This is a genomic window from Limnohabitans sp. 2KL-17 (assembly GCF_003063415.1).
Taxonomy (GTDB): Bacteria; Pseudomonadota; Gammaproteobacteria; order Burkholderiales; family Burkholderiaceae_C; genus Limnohabitans_A.
In genome coordinates this window covers 58,656-76,109 of the sequence record NZ_NESK01000009.1, presented here as the reverse complement: position 1 = coordinate 76,109, position 17,454 = coordinate 58,656, and the positions used below count along the sequence as shown (strand labels likewise).

At 60.5% G+C, this 17,454-nt stretch carries 11 protein-coding genes; 6 read left to right on the top strand and 5 right to left on the bottom strand.

Translation table 11 applies throughout. The features are described from left to right. Window positions 1-2: 2 nt before the first annotated feature. Window positions 3-3,959, bottom strand: coding sequence for a YhdP family protein (locus B9Z45_RS05960; RefSeq protein WP_233252092.1), 3,957 nt, complete (start codon window positions 3,957-3,959; stop codon window positions 3-5). A 217-nt stretch (window positions 3,960-4,176) separates the two neighbouring features. Here B9Z45_RS05960 and glnE point away from each other — a divergent pair, with 217 nt between their 5' ends. The 4 genes from glnE (at window position 4,177) to B9Z45_RS05940 (ending at window position 12,064) form a co-directional block, all read left to right on the top strand. Continuing rightward, entirely contained in the window at window positions 4,177-6,897 is a 2,721-nt protein-coding gene (gene glnE, locus B9Z45_RS05955; RefSeq protein ID WP_233252091.1) for a bifunctional [glutamate--ammonia ligase]-adenylyl-L-tyrosine phosphorylase/[glutamate--ammonia-ligase] adenylyltransferase, read from the top strand. A gap of 151 nt (window positions 6,898-7,048) precedes the next feature. Beyond that, window positions 7,049-8,158: an efflux RND transporter periplasmic adaptor subunit gene (locus B9Z45_RS05950; protein WP_108406308.1), complete on the top strand. Its 1,110-nt coding sequence runs from the start codon at window positions 7,049-7,051 to the stop codon at window positions 8,156-8,158. 10 nt (window positions 8,159-8,168) lie between these two features. Then, window positions 8,169-11,288, top strand: a complete 3,120-nt coding sequence (locus B9Z45_RS05945; protein ID WP_108406357.1) for an efflux RND transporter permease subunit — start codon at window positions 8,169-8,171, stop codon at window positions 11,286-11,288. Window positions 11,289-11,362: 74 nt separating this feature from the next. Beyond that, on the top strand, window positions 11,363-12,064 hold the full coding sequence (locus tag B9Z45_RS05940; protein WP_108406356.1) for an SDR family oxidoreductase: 702 nt from the start codon (window positions 11,363-11,365) through the stop codon (window positions 12,062-12,064). 31 nt (window positions 12,065-12,095) lie between these two features. On the opposite strand, the gene B9Z45_RS05935 is transcribed toward B9Z45_RS05940, so the two are convergent. Together B9Z45_RS05935 and B9Z45_RS05930 are read right to left on the bottom strand one after the other, a co-directional pair. Beyond that, window positions 12,096-12,953, bottom strand: coding sequence for a DUF6671 family protein (locus B9Z45_RS05935; protein ID WP_108406307.1), 858 nt, complete (start codon window positions 12,951-12,953; stop codon window positions 12,096-12,098). A gap of 7 nt (window positions 12,954-12,960) precedes the next feature. Continuing rightward, window positions 12,961-13,980, bottom strand: a complete 1,020-nt coding sequence (locus B9Z45_RS05930) for a sodium-dependent bicarbonate transport family permease (protein ID WP_108406306.1) — start codon at window positions 13,978-13,980, stop codon at window positions 12,961-12,963. Window positions 13,981-14,066: 86 nt separating this feature from the next. On the opposite strand from B9Z45_RS05930, the gene B9Z45_RS05925 reads away from it, so the two are divergent. Beyond that, complete coding sequence (locus B9Z45_RS05925; RefSeq protein ID WP_108406305.1) at window positions 14,067-14,963, top strand: LysR family transcriptional regulator; 897 nt, start codon at window positions 14,067-14,069, stop codon at window positions 14,961-14,963. Between the two features lie 11 nt (window positions 14,964-14,974). Here the strand turns inward: B9Z45_RS05925 and B9Z45_RS05920 are convergent, their stop codons facing one another. Beyond that, window positions 14,975-16,567 carry a cryptochrome/photolyase family protein gene (locus tag B9Z45_RS05920; RefSeq protein ID WP_108406304.1) on the bottom strand — a complete coding sequence of 531 codons (1,593 nt, stop codon included), beginning with the start codon at window positions 16,565-16,567 and terminating at the stop codon, window positions 14,975-14,977. An 8-nt stretch (window positions 16,568-16,575) separates the two neighbouring features. Then, window positions 16,576-16,764 (bottom strand): DUF2256 domain-containing protein, encoded by a 189-nt coding sequence (locus tag B9Z45_RS05915; protein WP_108406303.1) that lies wholly within the window; start codon window positions 16,762-16,764, stop codon window positions 16,576-16,578. An 87-nt stretch (window positions 16,765-16,851) separates the two neighbouring features. On the opposite strand from B9Z45_RS05915, the gene B9Z45_RS05910 reads away from it, so the two are divergent. Next, the gene (locus tag B9Z45_RS05910) at window positions 16,852-17,451 is read left to right on the top strand and encodes a glutathione peroxidase (protein ID WP_108406302.1); all 600 of its coding nucleotides are present in this window, start codon (window positions 16,852-16,854) and stop codon (window positions 17,449-17,451) included. Window positions 17,452-17,454: the final 3 nt, after the last annotated feature.

Here is a 17,454-nt window from a genome sequence, read left to right as displayed (position 1 = left end):
TTTCAAGGCTTGGGGGTGCCCGGCGCAGAGGTGTTGAGCCCGTCGCTGCTGCTGTTGACTTTTGTAACCCGGGGTTCGGCCCAGCTGCCGTCGATCAGGAATTCCTGGGTGTTGGCTTTGACCAACGGGTTTTGTAAAAAGAGCTGCGCCAAAAATGCCGTCAAACCCACCACGGGATTGACAGCGATGCCAGCAACCAAAGAGGCTGTTCCTGCGTCGAGTGCGGGCAAAATCACCACGCGAAGCTTTTGGGTTTCCTGGGCAATATCGGCTGAGCCATCCAGTTGCACCAGGGCATTGACGCCTTTGATCTGAAGGTTTCGCGTGTTCGCGATGCCTTGCGTGATGGCGACATCACCGCGCACGGAGTCAAACACAAAACCTTCGTAGAACACATCCCGAAAGTCCAGCAGCAAGCGGCGCGGCAAGGCCTGCAAACTCAGCACCCCCAACAGCTTGGCAGCACCCGCATCGGCCTTGAGAAATTGGCCGCGCCCCATTTTTACCCCGAACTGCCCCGACATGCTGGGGTAGTGCAAAGCCAATGGCGACCCCCGCCAGTTGATGGTGCCTTCGAGCAGACCGGAGCCCCCACGCAAAGCATCGGGTGTGTCCAGGCGCGTGAGCAAGGCGCCTGCGTCGGTGACATCTAGCTTGAAATTGATTTCTGTTTTACGCTGGCTGCCGCCATCGGCTGCTGTCAGCCATCTACCGGTGCTGCGCAGAGTGGCTTCAGGCAGGGTGATGTTGAACTTGTTCAGCTGCCACTCGGGTGCGGTTTTGAGGCGTGTCTTTTGTTGTTCGGTGTTGACGGCTTCAATTTCAATGCGGCCGAGTTTTTTGCCGCGCAGTTCGAGTTGCTCCACCACGATGTCCAGTGCGGGCAGGTTGGCTGGGGGCGCTTCAAGCAGGCCCTCCACATCGGCTGCGCTGGAAGGTGGCAGGTTCAGGCGTGAAAGCCGGGCATACAGATGCCCCAACTGCTCTTTGGCAGGCAATCGATAAACCACATGGCCACTCAATTCGCGGGCATCCACATTGACCCTCCAGGCCTGCCCTTCACGCACGCCACCGGCCACCACCTGATTCAAGGTGCGCCCATCGGCCGTGATGGTGCTGGCTTGCAGGCCGATGCGCGAGGGCAAATAGCTGGACCAGGCTGGCAGGCCAGGGGAAGGCGTGTCAGTGCCCGAGAGCAGGTTGGCGGGAAAAAGGGCTTGCCAGTCTTCTAAAGCCAAAGTGTCCAGTGCGATGGCTGCTGACACGCCCGAGGCGGGCAAAGCGGGCGCTTGCCTGCTGGGCAAGCCCAAGCTCAGGCTGCCACGCAAAACAACCGGCTCGGGGCCGGATAAATCGCGCACATAGTTGGCGGACGCTATGTTTCCCCATTCAAACTGCAGCTGATCGCGCAACAGGCCACCGGCATTTTGCACGCGGGTCCTGAATGTCAGGGGTGTGCTGGTTTCTGCAGATTTGCCAAGGGGGGTGGGCAACTTCAGTGCCAATCCCTCCAGTTGGCTTTGCACCGACAGCTCGGGCTGGCCATATCGCCAACCCAGTTGCGCGCTGTAATTGGTGGCGCCACTGGCATGTTGAGCCCACTCATGCAGAGGCGCCAATTCTTTGGCCATGCGCAGCGCCTCGGCAGTGACCTGGCCTTGTGCGCGAAGCTTTAGCCCGCTTTCGATGGCCGCTGAACTTGGCGATGTCTGCATGCCGCCTTCTATGCGAACCGTCCCACCCAGCAGGCGGCCTTGGGCCCCATTGAGTGTGAAACCGGACTCGGTGAACTGGACCGTTCCCTGCAATTTTTCCAGCAGGGGGGCAGATGGGGTCATGCGCACATCGTTGCCGGCCAACACCACCGAGCCTTGCAATTTGGGGCTTTGAGGGGTGCGCAGGGGCAGGGCCAATTTGAAACGAGTTTGCAGCGCGCCTGTGGCTTGGGTTTCGCGCAACGCGCCGGACAGCAGCGCATCGAGCGGTGACTTTTGCACCAGTGCGAGCACCTGGGCTGCAGGGCCTTTGATTTCGGCAGACACATTCAACAGGGGCGCGGCCATGTCGGCGATCTCAGCCAGGCCCGCCGTCAGGCTCAAACCTGTGCGGGCATCCGTGGTGCGCGCAGAGGCATCGCTCAGCTTCATGCCTACGCGGTCAAAGACCAGTCGGCCTGTCAACGCGTGCAGGCGGGGCCATGGCAAGCTTTTGGGCGGTAGCATGGTTTGCGGTAAATAATCCAATTCAAGGTCGCGAACTTGACCAGAAAATCGAAGTTCACCATCTTTGGGGCTGGCAAAAGGCCATCGCGCCAAATCACCCTTGACCTTGACCTGCACATCGGAATAGGTCCCTTTGACCACTGCATCACGCACATATTGGCGCACGTTGGCGGGCAGCGTCAGGGGCAGGTAGCGGTGGGCACGCGATGCATCGAGTTGCTTGATCTGACCTTGCAGATCCAGCATGCCTGGGCCGCTGCCGTTCGCAGAGGGATGCCACTGGCCTTGCCACTCACCCTGCAAATCGGGGTTGGTCAGCTTGAGCTTCCAAGCAGGCAGGTGCCATGCCGAGGCCTCTCTTTTAAAAGTGGCTTCGGCATGCAATGACTGAACACGCACTTCAGCATCTTCCAAAATGCCAGGCAATAAAACGGCTCCGCCATTGCCGATGTCCATCTCAACTTGTCCGCCATCCTGGTTCATGACCAGCTTTGCCCGTGCACCCTGAACACCGGGCCAGCGAATGCCTGTGCGGTTGGCAGGTCCGCTTGCTGTCTCCAGGGTCAGCTCTTGCAGGGTGAGTTGGGTGTCGTATTTGTCGGGTGAATGCCAATCACCTTGCCAACGCCATTGCAAAGCATCCACTTGACCGCGGACTTCTTGTTGCTGCAAGCCTTGTCGCCAGGCCTCGGGCAATGGCGCGCGCAGCCCCATTTCGCGCAGGGCCAACAAATCCAGGTGATCGGCCTGAAGGTGGCCGCGTGCCGTGTTTTTTCCTTCAGGGTAGGTGTATGCCAAAGAAAGGTTGCCGCCAGGCCAGGCCAGGCCTTGTGCACTTTCGAATGCCAGGTTTTGGGTCGAAACCTCAAACCCAAGGGGGTCCAGCCGCGCACCCAAACGACCCGACAGATGTGCAAAAACCAAGGGGTTGGCATCAGCGCGCCAGGTGGTGCTCAGCCAGGTCAGGTTCACATCGGCGACGCCACCAGCCCACTGCCCTTGGGTGACGTCACCCCACATGCGCAAGCTGCCTTGTCCGGCCGCGATGTTGGCGTCCAGGGGCACATGCCGGCCCAGTTGTGCAACATCGACTTGAGGGAAATAGGCATAGACCTGGCCAGTCCAGTCGGCCCACTTGCTCGGCTGCATCGACAGCAGGCCTCGCTTGAAACGCCCCACGCCGACGAAACGGGTGCCCCAGTCCTCGGGCGGTGTGGCATCCAGGCGCACATCGTGGTGTCTGGCCGAGTTGCGCAGCACCAGGTCGACCTCGCGCAAGGCCAATGTCACGGGGGCCACCGGCAAATCTGCCGCTTGCGGCGGTGTGGCCGCAGAAAGGGGCGGCAACAGGTCTTTTAGTTGGGTGTTTTGCGGGTGTTCGTTGGTCCAGCGCACGGTGCCCCCGCGCACGATCACTTCGCGCTGTGCAAACAGCCAGTCTGCGGCCGCGTTGTCTCTGCTCTGGCTTTGCGTCCAGTCAAGCCCCGCTATTTGCCAGGCGCCTGCAGCGGTCAGTCGGATGTCCAGTTCGGGCGCATCCAGCACCAGCTGTTCCAGCTTGAGATCCAACACCGACCGCACACTGATGGCGATCATGACCTTGGGCAGGCGCAGTGCGGTGCGTCCTTCGGCATCGAGCAAAGCGATGTCGCGCAGCTCAAACGAGGGCGCCCACCCGGTTGATTCGCCAGAAATCTGGCCGATGCGCACCGGTACCCCGATGGTTTTTTGGGCCAAGCGTTCCAGGGTCGGGCGGTGGTCACCGATTCGCGGCACAATCCAAAAATGCAACGCTCCCCAGGCTAGACCCAGTAAAAAGCCCAGCACAAGTAAAACCCATGCCAGGAACCGCACAAGGCGGGACAGCAAAAGGCTCAGGCGGGGAAAAGTGGGCAAAGACGGCACAAACATTTGAATCAGAAAGTCAGCAGGAATTATGACCCGCAGCCAGCCCATGAATGAGCCACCGGCCGCACATCATGCCAGCCCAGCTGATTTGCCCCTGTATTCCCGCTTTGTCCAGCGATTGCACCGGCGTTATGCCGATGTGCTGCACTTGCTGCCACCTGGCCCCCCAACTCGAAACAGCCTGAACGCGGCCTATGTGGCCTTGCAGGCGACGGGCCTGGACACAGGTGCGGCCTTGCGGGTGTTGCGCCAGCTCACACTGGAGCGTCTGGCCCAGCTGGACTGCACCCGGCAGGCCTCACTGGACGTGGTGATGCAAGGCATGACCTGGTTGGCCGAAGTCGCCCTCAACATCGCCTGGCAGCAGGTCATGTCCGATCTGGATGTCCTGCATGGTGCGCCCACCAAGGCCAATGGCCAGCGCGCTGAAATGTGGATCCTCGGCATGGGCAAGCTGGGCGCCCGTGAGCTGAATGTGTCCAGTGACATTGACCTGATTTATGTGTACGACGAAGACGGGGAAACGCTCGGCAACAGCGAAGGCCGCAACAAGGTGTCGTGCCAGGAGTACTTCACCCGCGCCGTCAAGCGCATGTACGCCTTGATTGGTGAGACCACGGACCACGGCTTTGTTTTTCGGGTGGATCTGGCCCTCAGGCCAAACGGTAACTCTGGCCCCAGCGTGGTCTCGCTGGATGCTCTGGAGGAGTATTTGCTGGTGCAGGGCCGAGAGTGGGAGCGTTTTGCGTGGATGAAAAGCCGGGTGGTCGCGCCCCGCAGTGCGGTGGTCAATGGCTCTGCCCAGGCCATGCGCGGGGTGGTTTTGCCCTTTGTGTTTCGCCGCTACCTCGACTACAACGTGTTCGAGTCGTTGCGCACGTTGCATCAGCAAATTCGCGAACACGCGGCCAAGCGGAGTGCGGGCCGACCCGAGCGCGCCAATGATGTCAAGCTGTCGCGTGGCGGCATTCGCGAGATCGAATTCACCGTTCAGCTGTTGCAGGTGGTTCGTGGCGGGCAATTCCCCGAGCTGCGCACCCGCCCCACCCTGAACGCCTTGCAGCGTGTCGCCAAAGCGGGGCTCATGCCCCAGGTCACAGCCCATGCGCTGAGCGCGGCCTATGTTTTTTTGCGTCAGGTGGAACACCGTATCCAGTACCTGGACGACCAGCAAACCCATGTGCTGCCCACCCGGGACGACGACCTCAAGTGGATCGCACAGACCTTGGGTTATCCCCATGCGGGTGCATTTCTGACAGACCTGGATGCGCACCGGGAAGTGGTGGCACAGGAGTTCGACACCTTGCTGGGCGGCGACCGGGAATGCAAAGGCTGCAACGGTAAAAACGGGCAACGGGAATCGACCGATCTGGATGGCATTGCTGCTGTCTTTACAGGCCGTATCGGCGAACGCCTGGCCGAATGGCCGGGCAACCTTCGGGTCCAAGCGCTGCGCGATGATGCCCGTGGACGCCTGATGCGCTTGTTGCAACGCACGGCCCATTGGCTGGAAGAGGGGCGCATCGGCGAAGAGGCGGTGCTGCGCATGGTCGACTGGATCGAGCCCTTGCTTCGCCGGGAAAGTTACCTGGCGCTCATGCTGGAGCGGCCTTCGGTGCATGAGCGCTTGTTGCGCCTGCTGGGCGCTGCCAAGTGGCCTGCGCGTTATTTGCTGCAACACCCCGGCGTGATCGATGAGTTGGCCGGTGGCAATCTGTTCGACAGCCGGTTTGACGCCGCAGAATTCGAGGAGGAGTTGCAAGCGCGGCTTGAGGCCCTCAGGCGCACGGGCGAAGATGACGAGGAAAGCCTGCTTAATCTGCTTCGCCGAGCCCACCACGCCGAGCAGTTCCGCACGCTGGCTCGTGACGTCGAGGGCGTGCTCACGGTAGAGCAAGTGGCCGATGACCTGAGTGCCCTGGCCGATGCTGTGCTGCGCGTGACCGCCCGCTGGTGCTGGAGCCGCCTGAAAATCCGCCACCGTGAAGAACCAGCCATTGCCATCATTGGCTACGGTAAGTTGGGCGGCAAAGAGCTGGGTTATGGCAGTGACCTGGACATCGTTTTTGTCTATGAGGATGCCGATGAACGGGCACAAGAAATTTATGCCGGCTATGTTCGAAAGCTCATCAACTGGATGACTGTCAAAACAGCGGATGGCGATTTGTACGAAATTGACACGGCCTTGCGCCCCAACGGCAACTCGGGCTTGTTGGTCACCCGCTTTGAGGCCTATGCCGACTACCAGCAGCAGCGTGGCAGCAATACCGCCTGGACCTGGGAACACCAGGCCATGACACGCGCCCGATTTGTCATGGGCCTGCCCTCTTTGGCGCCGCGTTTTGATGCCGTCCGCTACGCCGTCATCAGTGCCCCCCGCGATGCCGCCAGCCTCAAGGCCGAAATTGTGGCCATGCGCGAACGGGTACGCCAGGGCCACCCGGTCAAGGCGGACCGCTTTGACGTCAAGCACAGCCCCGGCGCCATGGTCGATGCCGAATTTGCCGTGCAGTATTTGGTGCTGCTGCACACCGCCGCGCACACCGAGTTGGCGGACAACGTGGGCAACATTGCCTTGCTGCTGCGAGCAGAAAAGGCCGGATTGTTGCCCAAAGGGGTGGGCGAGTCGGCCGCCAATGCTTACCGGGAGATGCGCCGGGTGCAGCATCGGGCGCGCTTGAACGAAGAGCCCACAGACGTGCCCTTGAAGGACTTGGCCAGTGAGCGCGAAGCGGTGCTGGCCTTGTGGCGCGTGGTGATGGGCTAGCAGGCCCCCGCGACCATTGCGCTTGTGACGGCGCCTGTGCAGCAGGGCTGCTTGACAAGGCATGCAAAACTTTTCCTTCTGAAACCGCTGGAAAAACCTTCCCGCTAAACTCCTTGCTTGCTGACAGGGTGTTCATAAAAGAGAAAGCGTCATGAAAAAAAGCGGTGCATGGATTGGGGCGGGGGTATGGGTTTTCGCGGGTTTCATCAGTACGGGCTGGGCCGCTGAAGACGGCAAGTTGCCAGCCCCTGCAAAGCCTTCCTTGACAGTGACCGTGGCGCAACCCCAGACGGGCAACCTGCCCCAAAAAATCAGCGCCAATGGCAACCTGGCCGCTTGGCAAGAAGCCGTGATTGGCGCCGAAGCCAATGGTCTGAAGGTCACCGAGGTGCGTGTGAACGTGGGCGACCGTGTGCAAAAGGGCGATGTGCTGGCCACCTTGCAGGCCGATACCTTGCGTGCTGAGTTGGCGCAGGCCGATGCCAGCCTGGCCGAAGCTTCTGCCAGCGCGCAAGAAGCCAAAGTCCAGGCTGACCGTGCCCGCAGCTTGCAGCAGCAAGGCTTTTTCAGCCCTGCACAACTGAGTCAAGCCTTGGCCGCTGAAGCTTCGGCGCTGGCACGCGTGCAATCGGGGCGTGCTTTGGTGCAATTGCAAAACCTGCGCTTGTCACAAACCCAGGTGCGCGCGCCCGATGCGGGCGTGATCTCTTCACGCCAGGCCACCGTGGGCAGCGTGGTGGGCGTGGGCACCGAATTGTTCAGGCTGATCCGGCAAGGTCGCATCGAGTGGCGGGCTGAAGTGACGGCTGCTGAAATCGGTCGCATCAACCTGGGTGCGCCTGTGCAGGTCGTGGCCGCCAGCGGTCAGCAGTTGCAAGGCAAGGTGCGCATGGTGGCCCCCTCGGTCGATGCGCAAACCCGCAACGCCTTGGTGTACGTGGATTTGCCCGCGCAAACCGGCAGTGCCCGGGCGGGCATGTTTGCCAAAGGCGAAATCACCCTGGGGCAAAGCCCGGCATTGACCGTGCCGCAAACGGCGGTGGTGGTGCGCGATGGTTTCAGTTATGTGTACACGCTGGGGGCAGATCAGAAGGTCAGCCAAATCAAGGTTCAAACCGGACGCCAAAGCGGTGACCGTGTGGAGGTGCTCAGCGGTCTCAAATCCGATGCGCGCGTGGTGGCCAGTGGCGGTGCATTTTTGAACCATGGCGACACTGTGCGCGTGGTCGATGCAGCAGCCCCCGCCGCTGTCGCCAAATAAAAGGGACGCCATGCTCAACGTCTCTTCTTGGTCGATCCGCAACCCGATTCCGGCGGTCATGCTGTTTGTGCTGCTGTCGGTGGCGGGACTGATCGCCTTCGGCAGCATGAAGGTGCAAAACTTCCCTGACCTGGACTTGCCCACCATCACGGTCAATGCCAGCTTGCCGGGCGCAGCGCCCTCGCAGCTCGAAACCGATGTGGCCCGCAAGCTGGAAAATGCGCTGGCGCCGCTGCAAGGCCTGAAGCACATCACCACCAAAGTGCAAGATGGCTCTGTCTCAATCACGGCCGAGTTCCGCATGGAAAAGCCAGTGCAGGAAGCCGTCGACGATGTGCGCTCGGCCATCCAGGGCGTCCGCGCCGACTTGCCCAGTGACTTGCGCGATCCGATTGTGCAAAAGCTCAACCTGGCGGGCACGCCTGTGCTGGCCTACACCGTGCGCTCTGGCCGCATGGACGACGAAGCACTGTCCTGGCGGGTCGACAACGACATCACGCGCAAGCTCTTGTCGCTGCGCGGCGTGGGCGCCGTCAACCGCGTGGGTGGCGTGACCCGTGAGGTGCGCATCGCGCTGGACGTGAACCGCCTGCAGTCACTGGGCATCACGGCGGCCGAGGTGTCGCGGCAACTCAAGCAGGTGCAGCAAGAAGGCTCGGGTGGGCGCATGGATTTGGGCGCGGGCGAGCAGCCGGTGCGCACCATGGCCACTGTCAAGACGGCGCAAGAAGTCGGCCAGATCGAGCTGGCCACATCGCGTGGTGGGCGTGTTCGCCTGGACCAGGTGGCCACTGTCAGCGACACGCTGGCCGACGCGCGCTCGGCGGCCAGCTTGAACGGCACACCGGTGGTGGGTTTTGAGGTGGTACGCAGCAAGGGCGAAAGCGAAGTGGCCGTGGGCCATCTGGTGCGCCAAGCGTTGGCCGACTTCAAGGCACAAAACCCCGACATCGAGATCACCGAGGCTTTTGATTTTGTGACCCCGGTGGAAGAGGAATACAAAGGCTCTTTGGTGCTGCTGTACGAAGGGGCCCTCTTGGCCGTGCTGGTGGTGTGGCTGTTTTTGCGCGACTGGCGCGCCACGTTCGTGTCGGCTGTGGCTTTGCCGCTGTCGGTCATTCCGGCCTTCATTGGCATGGCTTACCTGGGCTTTTCGATCAACGTGGTGACCTTGCTGGCGCTGTCTTTGGTGATTGGCGTGCTGGTCGATGACGCGATTGTCGAGGTGGAAAACATCGTGCGCCATTTGCGCATGGGCAAGTCGCCGTACCAGGCTGCCATGGAAGCCGCCGACGAGATCGGGCTGGCCGTGATCGCTACCACGTTCACCCTGATCGCGGTGTTTTTGCCCACGGCTTTTATGGCTGGTATTCCTGGCAAGTTCTTCAAGCAGTTTGGCTGGACAGCATCGCTGGCGGTGTTTGCCTCGCTGGTGGTGGCCCGTGTGCTCACGCCCATGATGGCGGCCTACATCCTCAAGCCCATTGTGACTGCCGCGCACGAGCCGGGCTGGCTGACTCGCTACATGGTCTGGGCCACTTGGTGCATGAAGCATCGGCTGGCCACGATGGTCATGGCCACGCTGTTTTTCATCGGCTCCATCATGCTGGTGCCTTTGCTGCCCAAGGGCTTTATCCCGCCCGATGACAACTCGCAGACCCAGGTTTATGTGGAGTTGCCCCCAGGCGCTACTTTGGCGCAAACCCAGGCCAGCGCCGAACAGGCCCGCACTTTGCTGGCGCAGGTGCAGCACGTGCAAAGTGTCTACACCACCATCGGTGGGGGCAGTGCAGGCGCCGACCCCTTTGCCGGGGGTGGCGCGGCCGAGGTGCGCAAAGCCACCCTGACCATTCAGCTGACAGAGCGCGGCACCCGCCCGCGCAAGCAGGACATTGAAAACAAAATCCGCACCGCCTTGCAGCAGCTGCCGGGTGTGCGCAGCAAGGTGGGCCTGGGCGGCTCGGGTGAAAAATACATTCTGGTGCTCACGGGCGAAGACGCGCAGGCCCTGCAAACTGCAGCCATGTCGGTTGAGCGTGACTTGCGCACCATCAGCGGCCTGGGCTCGATCGCCTCGACCGCCAGCCTGGTGCGCCCCGAAATTGCGGTGCGCCCCGACTTTGCCAAAGCAGCGGACCTGGGCGTGACCAGCGCGGCCATCAGCGACACCTTGCGCGTGGCCACGCTGGGCGACTACGACGCTGCCCTGCCCAAGCTGAACTTGTCGCAGCGTCAGGTGCCCATCGTCGTCAAGCTGGACGACGAGGCGCGCAAGGACCTCGCCACGCTGGAGCGCCTGATGGTGCCCGGTAGCCGTGGCCCTGTCATGCTGGGCCAGGTGGCCAGCATTGAGGTGGCAGGCGGGCCGGCCGTGATCGACCGTTACGACCGCCAGCGCAACATCAACTTCGAGATCGAGTTGTCGGGCATGCCTTTGGGCGACGTGACGCAAGCGGTGCAAAAACTGCCTGCGCTGCAAAGCCTGCCGCCGGGGGTGAAAGTGGTTGAAGTGGGCGATGCCGAAGTCATGGGCGAACTCTTTGCCAGCTTTGGTTTGGCCATGATGGTTGGCGTGCTGTGCATCTACATCGTGCTGGTGCTGCTGTTCAAGGGCTTCTTGCACCCCGTCACCATTCTGGCGGCGCTGCCCTTGTCGCTGGGCGGCGCGTTTGTGGGCTTGCTGATCGCGCAAAAAAGCTTTTCCATGCCCTCGCTCATCGGCCTGATCATGCTCATGGGCATCGCCACCAAAAATTCGATTTTGTTGGTCGAATACGCCATCGAAGCGCGGCGCGGCAAACCCGCTGAAGGCGAACACCCCGCTGTGCCCGGCATGAGCCGCTGGGATGCCATGCTGGATGCCTGCCACAAGCGCGCCCGACCCATCGTGATGACCACCATCGCCATGGGCGCAGGCATGCTGCCCATTGCCGTGGGTTGGGGCGCCGCAGACACGAGCTTTCGCTCACCCATGGCAATTGCCGTGATTGGTGGTTTGCTCACCAGCACGGTGCTGAGCTTGCTGGTGATTCCGGTGGTGTTCACTTATCTGGACGACCTGGGGCAGTGGGCGGGCCGGGTGTATGGCCGATGGACAGGGTCTGCCCGGCAGGCGCCAGCAAAACGGTGATGCCAGGCGGACTGGCTGAAATGGCTCTTTGGTAAATGGTGAGCAAACAGCAAAAGAAGGCAAAGGACAAGCACATGACAACGAAAGTAGCGATGGTGATGGGTGGCGGCAGTGGCATGGGTGCTGCAGCGGCGCGCAAACTGGCGCAGGACGGCTATCAGTTGGCCGTGCTGTCTTCTTCCGGCAAAGGCGAGGCCCTTGGCAACGAGCTTGGCGGTATCGGCATGACCGGCTCGAACCAGTCGGTTGAAGACATCCAGAAACTGACAGATTTGGTCATGGCGCGCTGGGGCCGAATCGATGTGCTGGTCAACAGTGCAGGTCATGGCCCTAAAGGCCCGGTGCTGGAACTCACCGATGCACAGTGGCACCTGGGTATGGACATGTATTTGATGAACGTGGTGCGCGTTGCACGCGTGGTGGCACCCATCATGGTTCAGCAAAATGCGGGCGCCATCGTCAACATTTCCAGTGCTTGGGTGGTCGAGCCCAGCCCCATGTTTCCGACATCGGCGGTGTTTCGCGCCGGGCTGGCCGCTTTCACCAAGTTGTTTGCCGACGAACACGCCACGCACAACGTGCGCATGAACAATGTGCTGCCGGGCTGGATCGACAGCTTGCCTGCCAAAGAAGAGCGCCGTGAGAGCGTGCCCATGCAGCGCTATGGCACCAGCGAAGAAGTGGCTGCGACCATCGCCTTTTTGGCCTCAGACGCTGCGGCTTACATCACCGGTCAAAACATACGCATCGATGGCGGCTTGATGCGGTCGGTTTGAGCGCCCGCTGGCACGTTCACCACCTTCTGCTTTAAGGGTTGCAGGAATCACACCGGGCGGGATCGGCCCAGGACTGGGTGTGGACTTTCCGTTGCTCTTCGTGGGCGCATTTTTTGCAGCCCCAGATTTCTGCTTTGGGCAATCGGGTCAAGCTGCCGCAGCCACGGCAGGGCAGACCAGGGATTTGCTGACTTAACCAGAAGCCCGGCGTGTCACAACTTGGGCATTCCGAACGCAGTTTTTGGATCAGTTCCTCGGTTGCCTTGATGATCATTTTCTGCCGTGTGGGATTGGCAAAGGCCCGCAGATCATTCTCGGCAAATACCTCACCGCTTGGAGTTTGCTGGCGGGCCAGATGGAAGGCGCGTTCCAGCGCCGCTGCATCGCTCAGGTTCTTGAAAACATCCGGATGGTTCTGGTGTCCGGGCCGCAGCACAAGATGGTGTTCGGGAAAGCGTGCATCGGCGGCAAAGCGTTGCAGCTCTTTTGTTGTTCGCACCGTTCGGTGCAGGCTTTGGGCGGGTCCGTGGGCAAAACCGGTCACCTCAATGCCCGCCACTTGATCAACCCAAAGCACCACCTCGGTGTTCCAGGGAATGAAGGCTCCGAAGGGGTCGGTTCCAAAAGAGCCTTCACTCGCCAGGCCGAGGTGGGCCCCAGTCAGCGCCATGCCGAGCTCGGCCTTTTTGCGTGCGGCCTCGATTTGGGAGCCGGGCCTGGCTTGTTCACGCGTAAAGGCCCCCAATTGGTCGGTGTCAAAACCGTCGGTGTGCACCAGCTGGCATCTCAGCGCCGTTTCGAGTGATCCTCGCACCAGGTCCTGCTTGCCGTGTTGCGTCAGGAAAGCCACCTGACGTCCGGCGTAGAAAGTGGGGTGGGATGCAGTCATGCGCCACTCACGCTAACAGCGCCTGTGCCAGTGACACGTAGGCGGGAATGCCAAACACGATGTTCAGCGGAAAAGTCAGTCCCAGACTCAGGCCAAAGTAGAGCGAGGGGGCGGCTTCGGGCAGCGCATTTCTAAGCACAGCGGGCACGGCAATGTAAGAGGCACTTGCCGCCAGCACCATCAGCAAAGCACCATCACCAGCGGTCAACTGCAGCAGATAAGCAAGGCCCAAAGCGATGCTCGCATGGACCATGGGCCCCAGCACGGCATAAGCCACCAACACAGGAGACTTGCCTTTGACCTGGGGCAGGTTGCGTGCGGCCATCAAGCCCATGTCAAGCAGGAAAAACGAAAGCATGCCCTTGAACAGGTCGCCGGAGAACGGTTGCATGGCGGCCTTGCCGGTGTCGCCAGTGATCATGCCGATGACCATGGCCCCCAGCAACAGCAACTGGGCGCCATCTGTGAAGGACTCGTGCAGGATCTTACCTACAGAGCCCTGGGTCTTGGTGGGTGGCCCTCCCAGGGTGGCTGCGCCACCGGCTTGCTCCCCCACGTTCACCCCTTCATTCAAGGCAGCTTTTTGACGCAAAGAATTGGCAAACACGACCGCCAGGATGATGGCGGGCGACTCCATTAGGGCCATCGCCGCGGCCATGTGCCCACCGTAAGCAACGCCCTGGTTTTCAAGGTACTGCACGGCGGTGACGAAGGTCACCGCGCTGACTGAGCCATAGGTTGCGGCAATCGCTGCAGCGTCAAAGCTCGAGACAAAGCGGCGCAAAAGGGTGTAACCGATCAGAGGAATGGTGACCGCCAGCGCAATTGCCGCCGCTAGGCTAACGCCGACTTGGGCGGTCAGGCCGGACTGCGACAGCGCGAAGCCGCCCTTCAGGCCCAGGGCCATCAACAGGTACAACGACAAGAAGCGGGAGATGGCGGTCGGTATTTCCAGGTTCGATTTGACTGTGCCGGCTAGAACGCCAAAGATGAAAAAAAGAATCGCGGGATCGATGAGGTTCTGCATGGAGGGGCTTTCTTTGCCGAAATCATAAAAACTTCAATCCATCTTGTAAAATCGATTCTTATACAGTTGTGCATAGATAAAAACCTATGAATGTCACCTTTCGGCAATTGCGACTTTTTTTGGCTCTGGCCGAAACAGGCAGCGTGAGTGCAGCGGCCAAAGCGATGCATGTGACACAACCCACGGCGTCCATGCAGCTCAAAGAGGTCAGCCAGTCGGTCGGGTTGCCGATCTATGAGTTGGTGGGTAAAAAAATTTACCTGACCGATGTGGGCAAAGAGCTGGCCGTGACGGCGCGCTCAATGGCCCAGGCCTGGGACGCCTTCCAGCAAAACGTTGACGCTGCCAAGGGCTTGTCGCGCGGCAAACTGCGGGTGGCGGTGGTCAGCACCGCTAAGTATTTCATGCCGCACTTGATCGGCAGCTTTTGCAACAAGCATCCTGCGATCGATGTTTCATTGGAAATCCTGAACCGCGATGGCGTGGTGCAGCGTTTGCGTGAGAACCTTGATGACTTTTACATCATGTCCATGCCGCCCTCGGACATGGACCTCGGGGATGAAGCCTTTATGCCGAATCCAATTGTGGTGATTGCCCCTGCGTCTGACCCGCTGGCCAAACGGCGTGCTGTGCCCTTGAACGAGTTGGCCCAACGTCGTTTTATATTTCGGGAAAAGGGTTCGGGCACACGCATGGCCGCGGATCATTTCTTCAAGACGTTGAAGTTCCGCCCGGACGTTCGGCTGGAGCTGGGCAGCAACGAAGCCATCAAGGAGTCGGTGGCTGGCGGTTTGGGTGTGGGCGTGGTTTCGCTCAACGCTTTGCATGGACATCAAAAGGAAAACGGTGTCAGCGTCATTGACGTGGTGGGCTTTCCCCTGCCCTCAACTTGGCACATTGTCCATCCTGCTGCGAAGAAATTGTCGCCACTGGCCTTGGCATTTAAGCAGCATGTGCTCAAGGAAATCAGCCGCCGCAAGTGAGGGCGTGCTTGTTAAACGCTGTCCAGTCCCTGTCTGCAGTCTTTCGCCTGCTGACGGATCAGTGCCTTGTCTTCGTCGCCCATCTTCGCCACATGCTTGACCATCAATGCCGTGCGCGGGTTGCCTGCAAAGTCTTCTTCATGGCGGATCAGAAAATCCCAGTACAGCGTGGTCATGGGGCAGGCGGTGGGGCCGCTGCGCACTTCGGGCTGGTAGCGGCAGCCTTTGCAGTAATTGCTCATGCGGCTGATGTATTGGCCGCTGGCCACATAGGGCTTGCTGGTAAAGCGCCCGCCGTTGGCGTGCAGCGCCATGCCCAGGGTGTTGGGCGTTTCCACCCATTCCACGGCATCAACATACATGGCGCGGTACCAGGCGCTGACCTCTTGCGGAGCCAGGCCGGCCAGCACGGCAAACTGCCCGGTGACCATGAGGCGCTGGATATGGTGTGCGTAGCCGTGTTGCAGGCTCTGGCCGATGGTGGCTTGCATGCAGGCCATGTGGGTTTTGCCCGTCCAGTACCAAACAGGCAAGGGGCGGGTGTGGCCGTAGAAATTGGCGTTGGCCATGTGTGGCATGTCGAGCCAGTACACACCGCGAATGAATTCGCGCCAGCCCAGCACCTGGCGAATGAAACCTTCCACACTGGCCAGTGGCAAACCGCGGGCATGGTAGGCCTGCTCGGCGGCCACGATCACCTCGCGTGGGTTGAGCAAATGCAGGTTGAGGCTGCTGCCCACCAGCGCGTGCCAGCCAAAGGGCAGCGTGGTCCACATGGCATCCTGCCAGACCCCGAAACTTTCTAGGCGTTGGTCGATGAAGTGCTGTAGCGCCACCAGGGCCTCTTCGCGGGTGACGGGCCAGGCAAAATGGTCGAGCGTGCCGGGGTGTTGGGCGTAGCGTTCGCGCACCATGTCGATCACGTCTTGCGTGACGTGGTCGGGCGCAAAGCGTGCCGGCGGGGGCACGGCGCCCGGGCCTTTGGCACCAAAGCCTTTGCGGTTCTCGGCGTCGAAGTTCCACTGGCCCCCAATGGGCGTTTTGCCTTCCATCAAGATGCCGTGGCGTTTTCGCATCTCGCGGTAAAAAAATTCAAGGCGCAGCTCTTTTTTGTCACCTGCCCACTTGGCAAATTCGGCGCGGCTGCATAAAGAGTGGGTGTCGCCCACCCAGCGCAACAGCACTTGGGCAAGTTGAGCGGACTCTTCGATCAGCTTTTCCATGCGCCAAGCCCCGGCTTCCATCACCACCAGTGCTTTGGGGGTGTGGCTTTTCAGCGCGTGGGCCAGTCGCCCGGAAAAGTCGGTGGGCAGGCTCAGGTCGTCCACTTTCATGTAGGTACAAGGCCAGCGGCGTTGGTGTGCCTCGTTGGCAAAGTGCCGCATGCCCGACAAAAATAGCGCAATACGGGCCTGGTGGTTCCATACTTCCGTGGCCTCGCTGTCGGCCTCGATCAGCAGCAGCCGGTCTTTTTCCGGGTCAAATCCATCCAGCGCCGGGTTGTCCCAGCCCAGTTGGTCTCCCAGCACCAAAATCAGGTTGCGGCAATCAGGCCCCCTGGTGGGGGTCGTGTTGGGGGTGCTTGCGGGTTTGGGGTGTGCCATGCTCAATTTCAGGTGTGTGGGACGCTTTGCGGCGGGCGTGCGGAGGACTTGTCGGCTCGGCAGCGGTCGCTGCAATACAACACGCTGTCCCAGTTTTTCGCCCAGCTTTTGCGCCAACTCATGGGTCGACCACAAACGGCACAAGGTTTTTGGGGCAAATCTTGTTTGTTCCCTTTAAAACCCGGGGGTTTGGGCATGGTCTTCTCCAGTGAAAATGAGCTGGTGTGACAAACTTAACAAAGAAGTTTAAACTGATCAGTCGCAAAATGAATTTTAAAGTGCAAATGAATTACGCGTGGGTAAATAAACTCTTGAATCGGTTGATGTTGGCCTTGTGGGTGGTCGGCATGGTGCTGGGCATCGGGGCGGCGCATGCCAGTTCAGCATTGACCCCAGCGGCCTGCCCGCCCATCCTGAACCACAGCTTTGACCGACTGCAAGACGAAAAGCCCCAGTCGCTGTGCCAGTACGCGGGCAAGGTGGTGCTGGTGGTCAACACGGCCAGTTTTTGTGGATTCACCTCGCAATACAAAGGCCTGGAAGCGCTGAACACCCAGTACAAAAACCAAGGCTTGGTGGTGTTGGGCTTCCCATCCAATGACTTCTCGCAAGAAAGCGGCAGCAACAAACAGATCGCCGATTTTTGTGACAGCACCTTTGGCGTTAAATTTCCGATGTTCACCAAAACCCAGGTCACGGGCGATGGCGCTGTGCCCTTGTTCAAACAACTGACCGCTCAAACCGGCCAAAAGCCGCGCTGGAACTTTCACAAATACCTGATTGGCCGCGATGGCAAGGTCATTGACCAATACAGCAGCATGACAGGGCCCGACAGCAAAAGCCTGTTGGGAGCGATCGACAAAGCTCTCAAGGCCAAACCATGAACC

Coding starts and splice junctions, on each gene's coding strand:
- glnE (WP_233252091.1), top strand. CDS start 4,177: ATGAATGAGCCACCGGCCGCACATCATGCCAGCCCAGCTGATTTGCCC.
- B9Z45_RS05950 (WP_108406308.1), top strand. CDS start 7,049: ATGAAAAAAAGCGGTGCATGGATTGGGGCGGGGGTATGGGTTTTCGCG.
- B9Z45_RS05945 (WP_108406357.1), top strand. CDS start 8,169: ATGCTCAACGTCTCTTCTTGGTCGATCCGCAACCCGATTCCGGCGGTC.
- B9Z45_RS05940 (WP_108406356.1), top strand. CDS start 11,363: ATGACAACGAAAGTAGCGATGGTGATGGGTGGCGGCAGTGGCATGGGT.
- B9Z45_RS05935 (WP_108406307.1), bottom strand. CDS start 12,953: ATGACTGCATCCCACCCCACTTTCTACGCCGGACGTCAGGTGGCTTTC.
- B9Z45_RS05930 (WP_108406306.1), bottom strand. CDS start 13,980: ATGCAGAACCTCATCGATCCCGCGATTCTTTTTTTCATCTTTGGCGTT.
- B9Z45_RS05925 (WP_108406305.1), top strand. CDS start 14,067: ATGAATGTCACCTTTCGGCAATTGCGACTTTTTTTGGCTCTGGCCGAA.
- B9Z45_RS05920 (WP_108406304.1), bottom strand. CDS start 16,567: ATGGCACACCCCAAACCCGCAAGCACCCCCAACACGACCCCCACCAGG.
- B9Z45_RS05915 (WP_108406303.1), bottom strand. CDS start 16,764: ATGCCCAAACCCCCGGGTTTTAAAGGGAACAAACAAGATTTGCCCCAA.
- B9Z45_RS05910 (WP_108406302.1), top strand. CDS start 16,852: ATGAATTACGCGTGGGTAAATAAACTCTTGAATCGGTTGATGTTGGCC.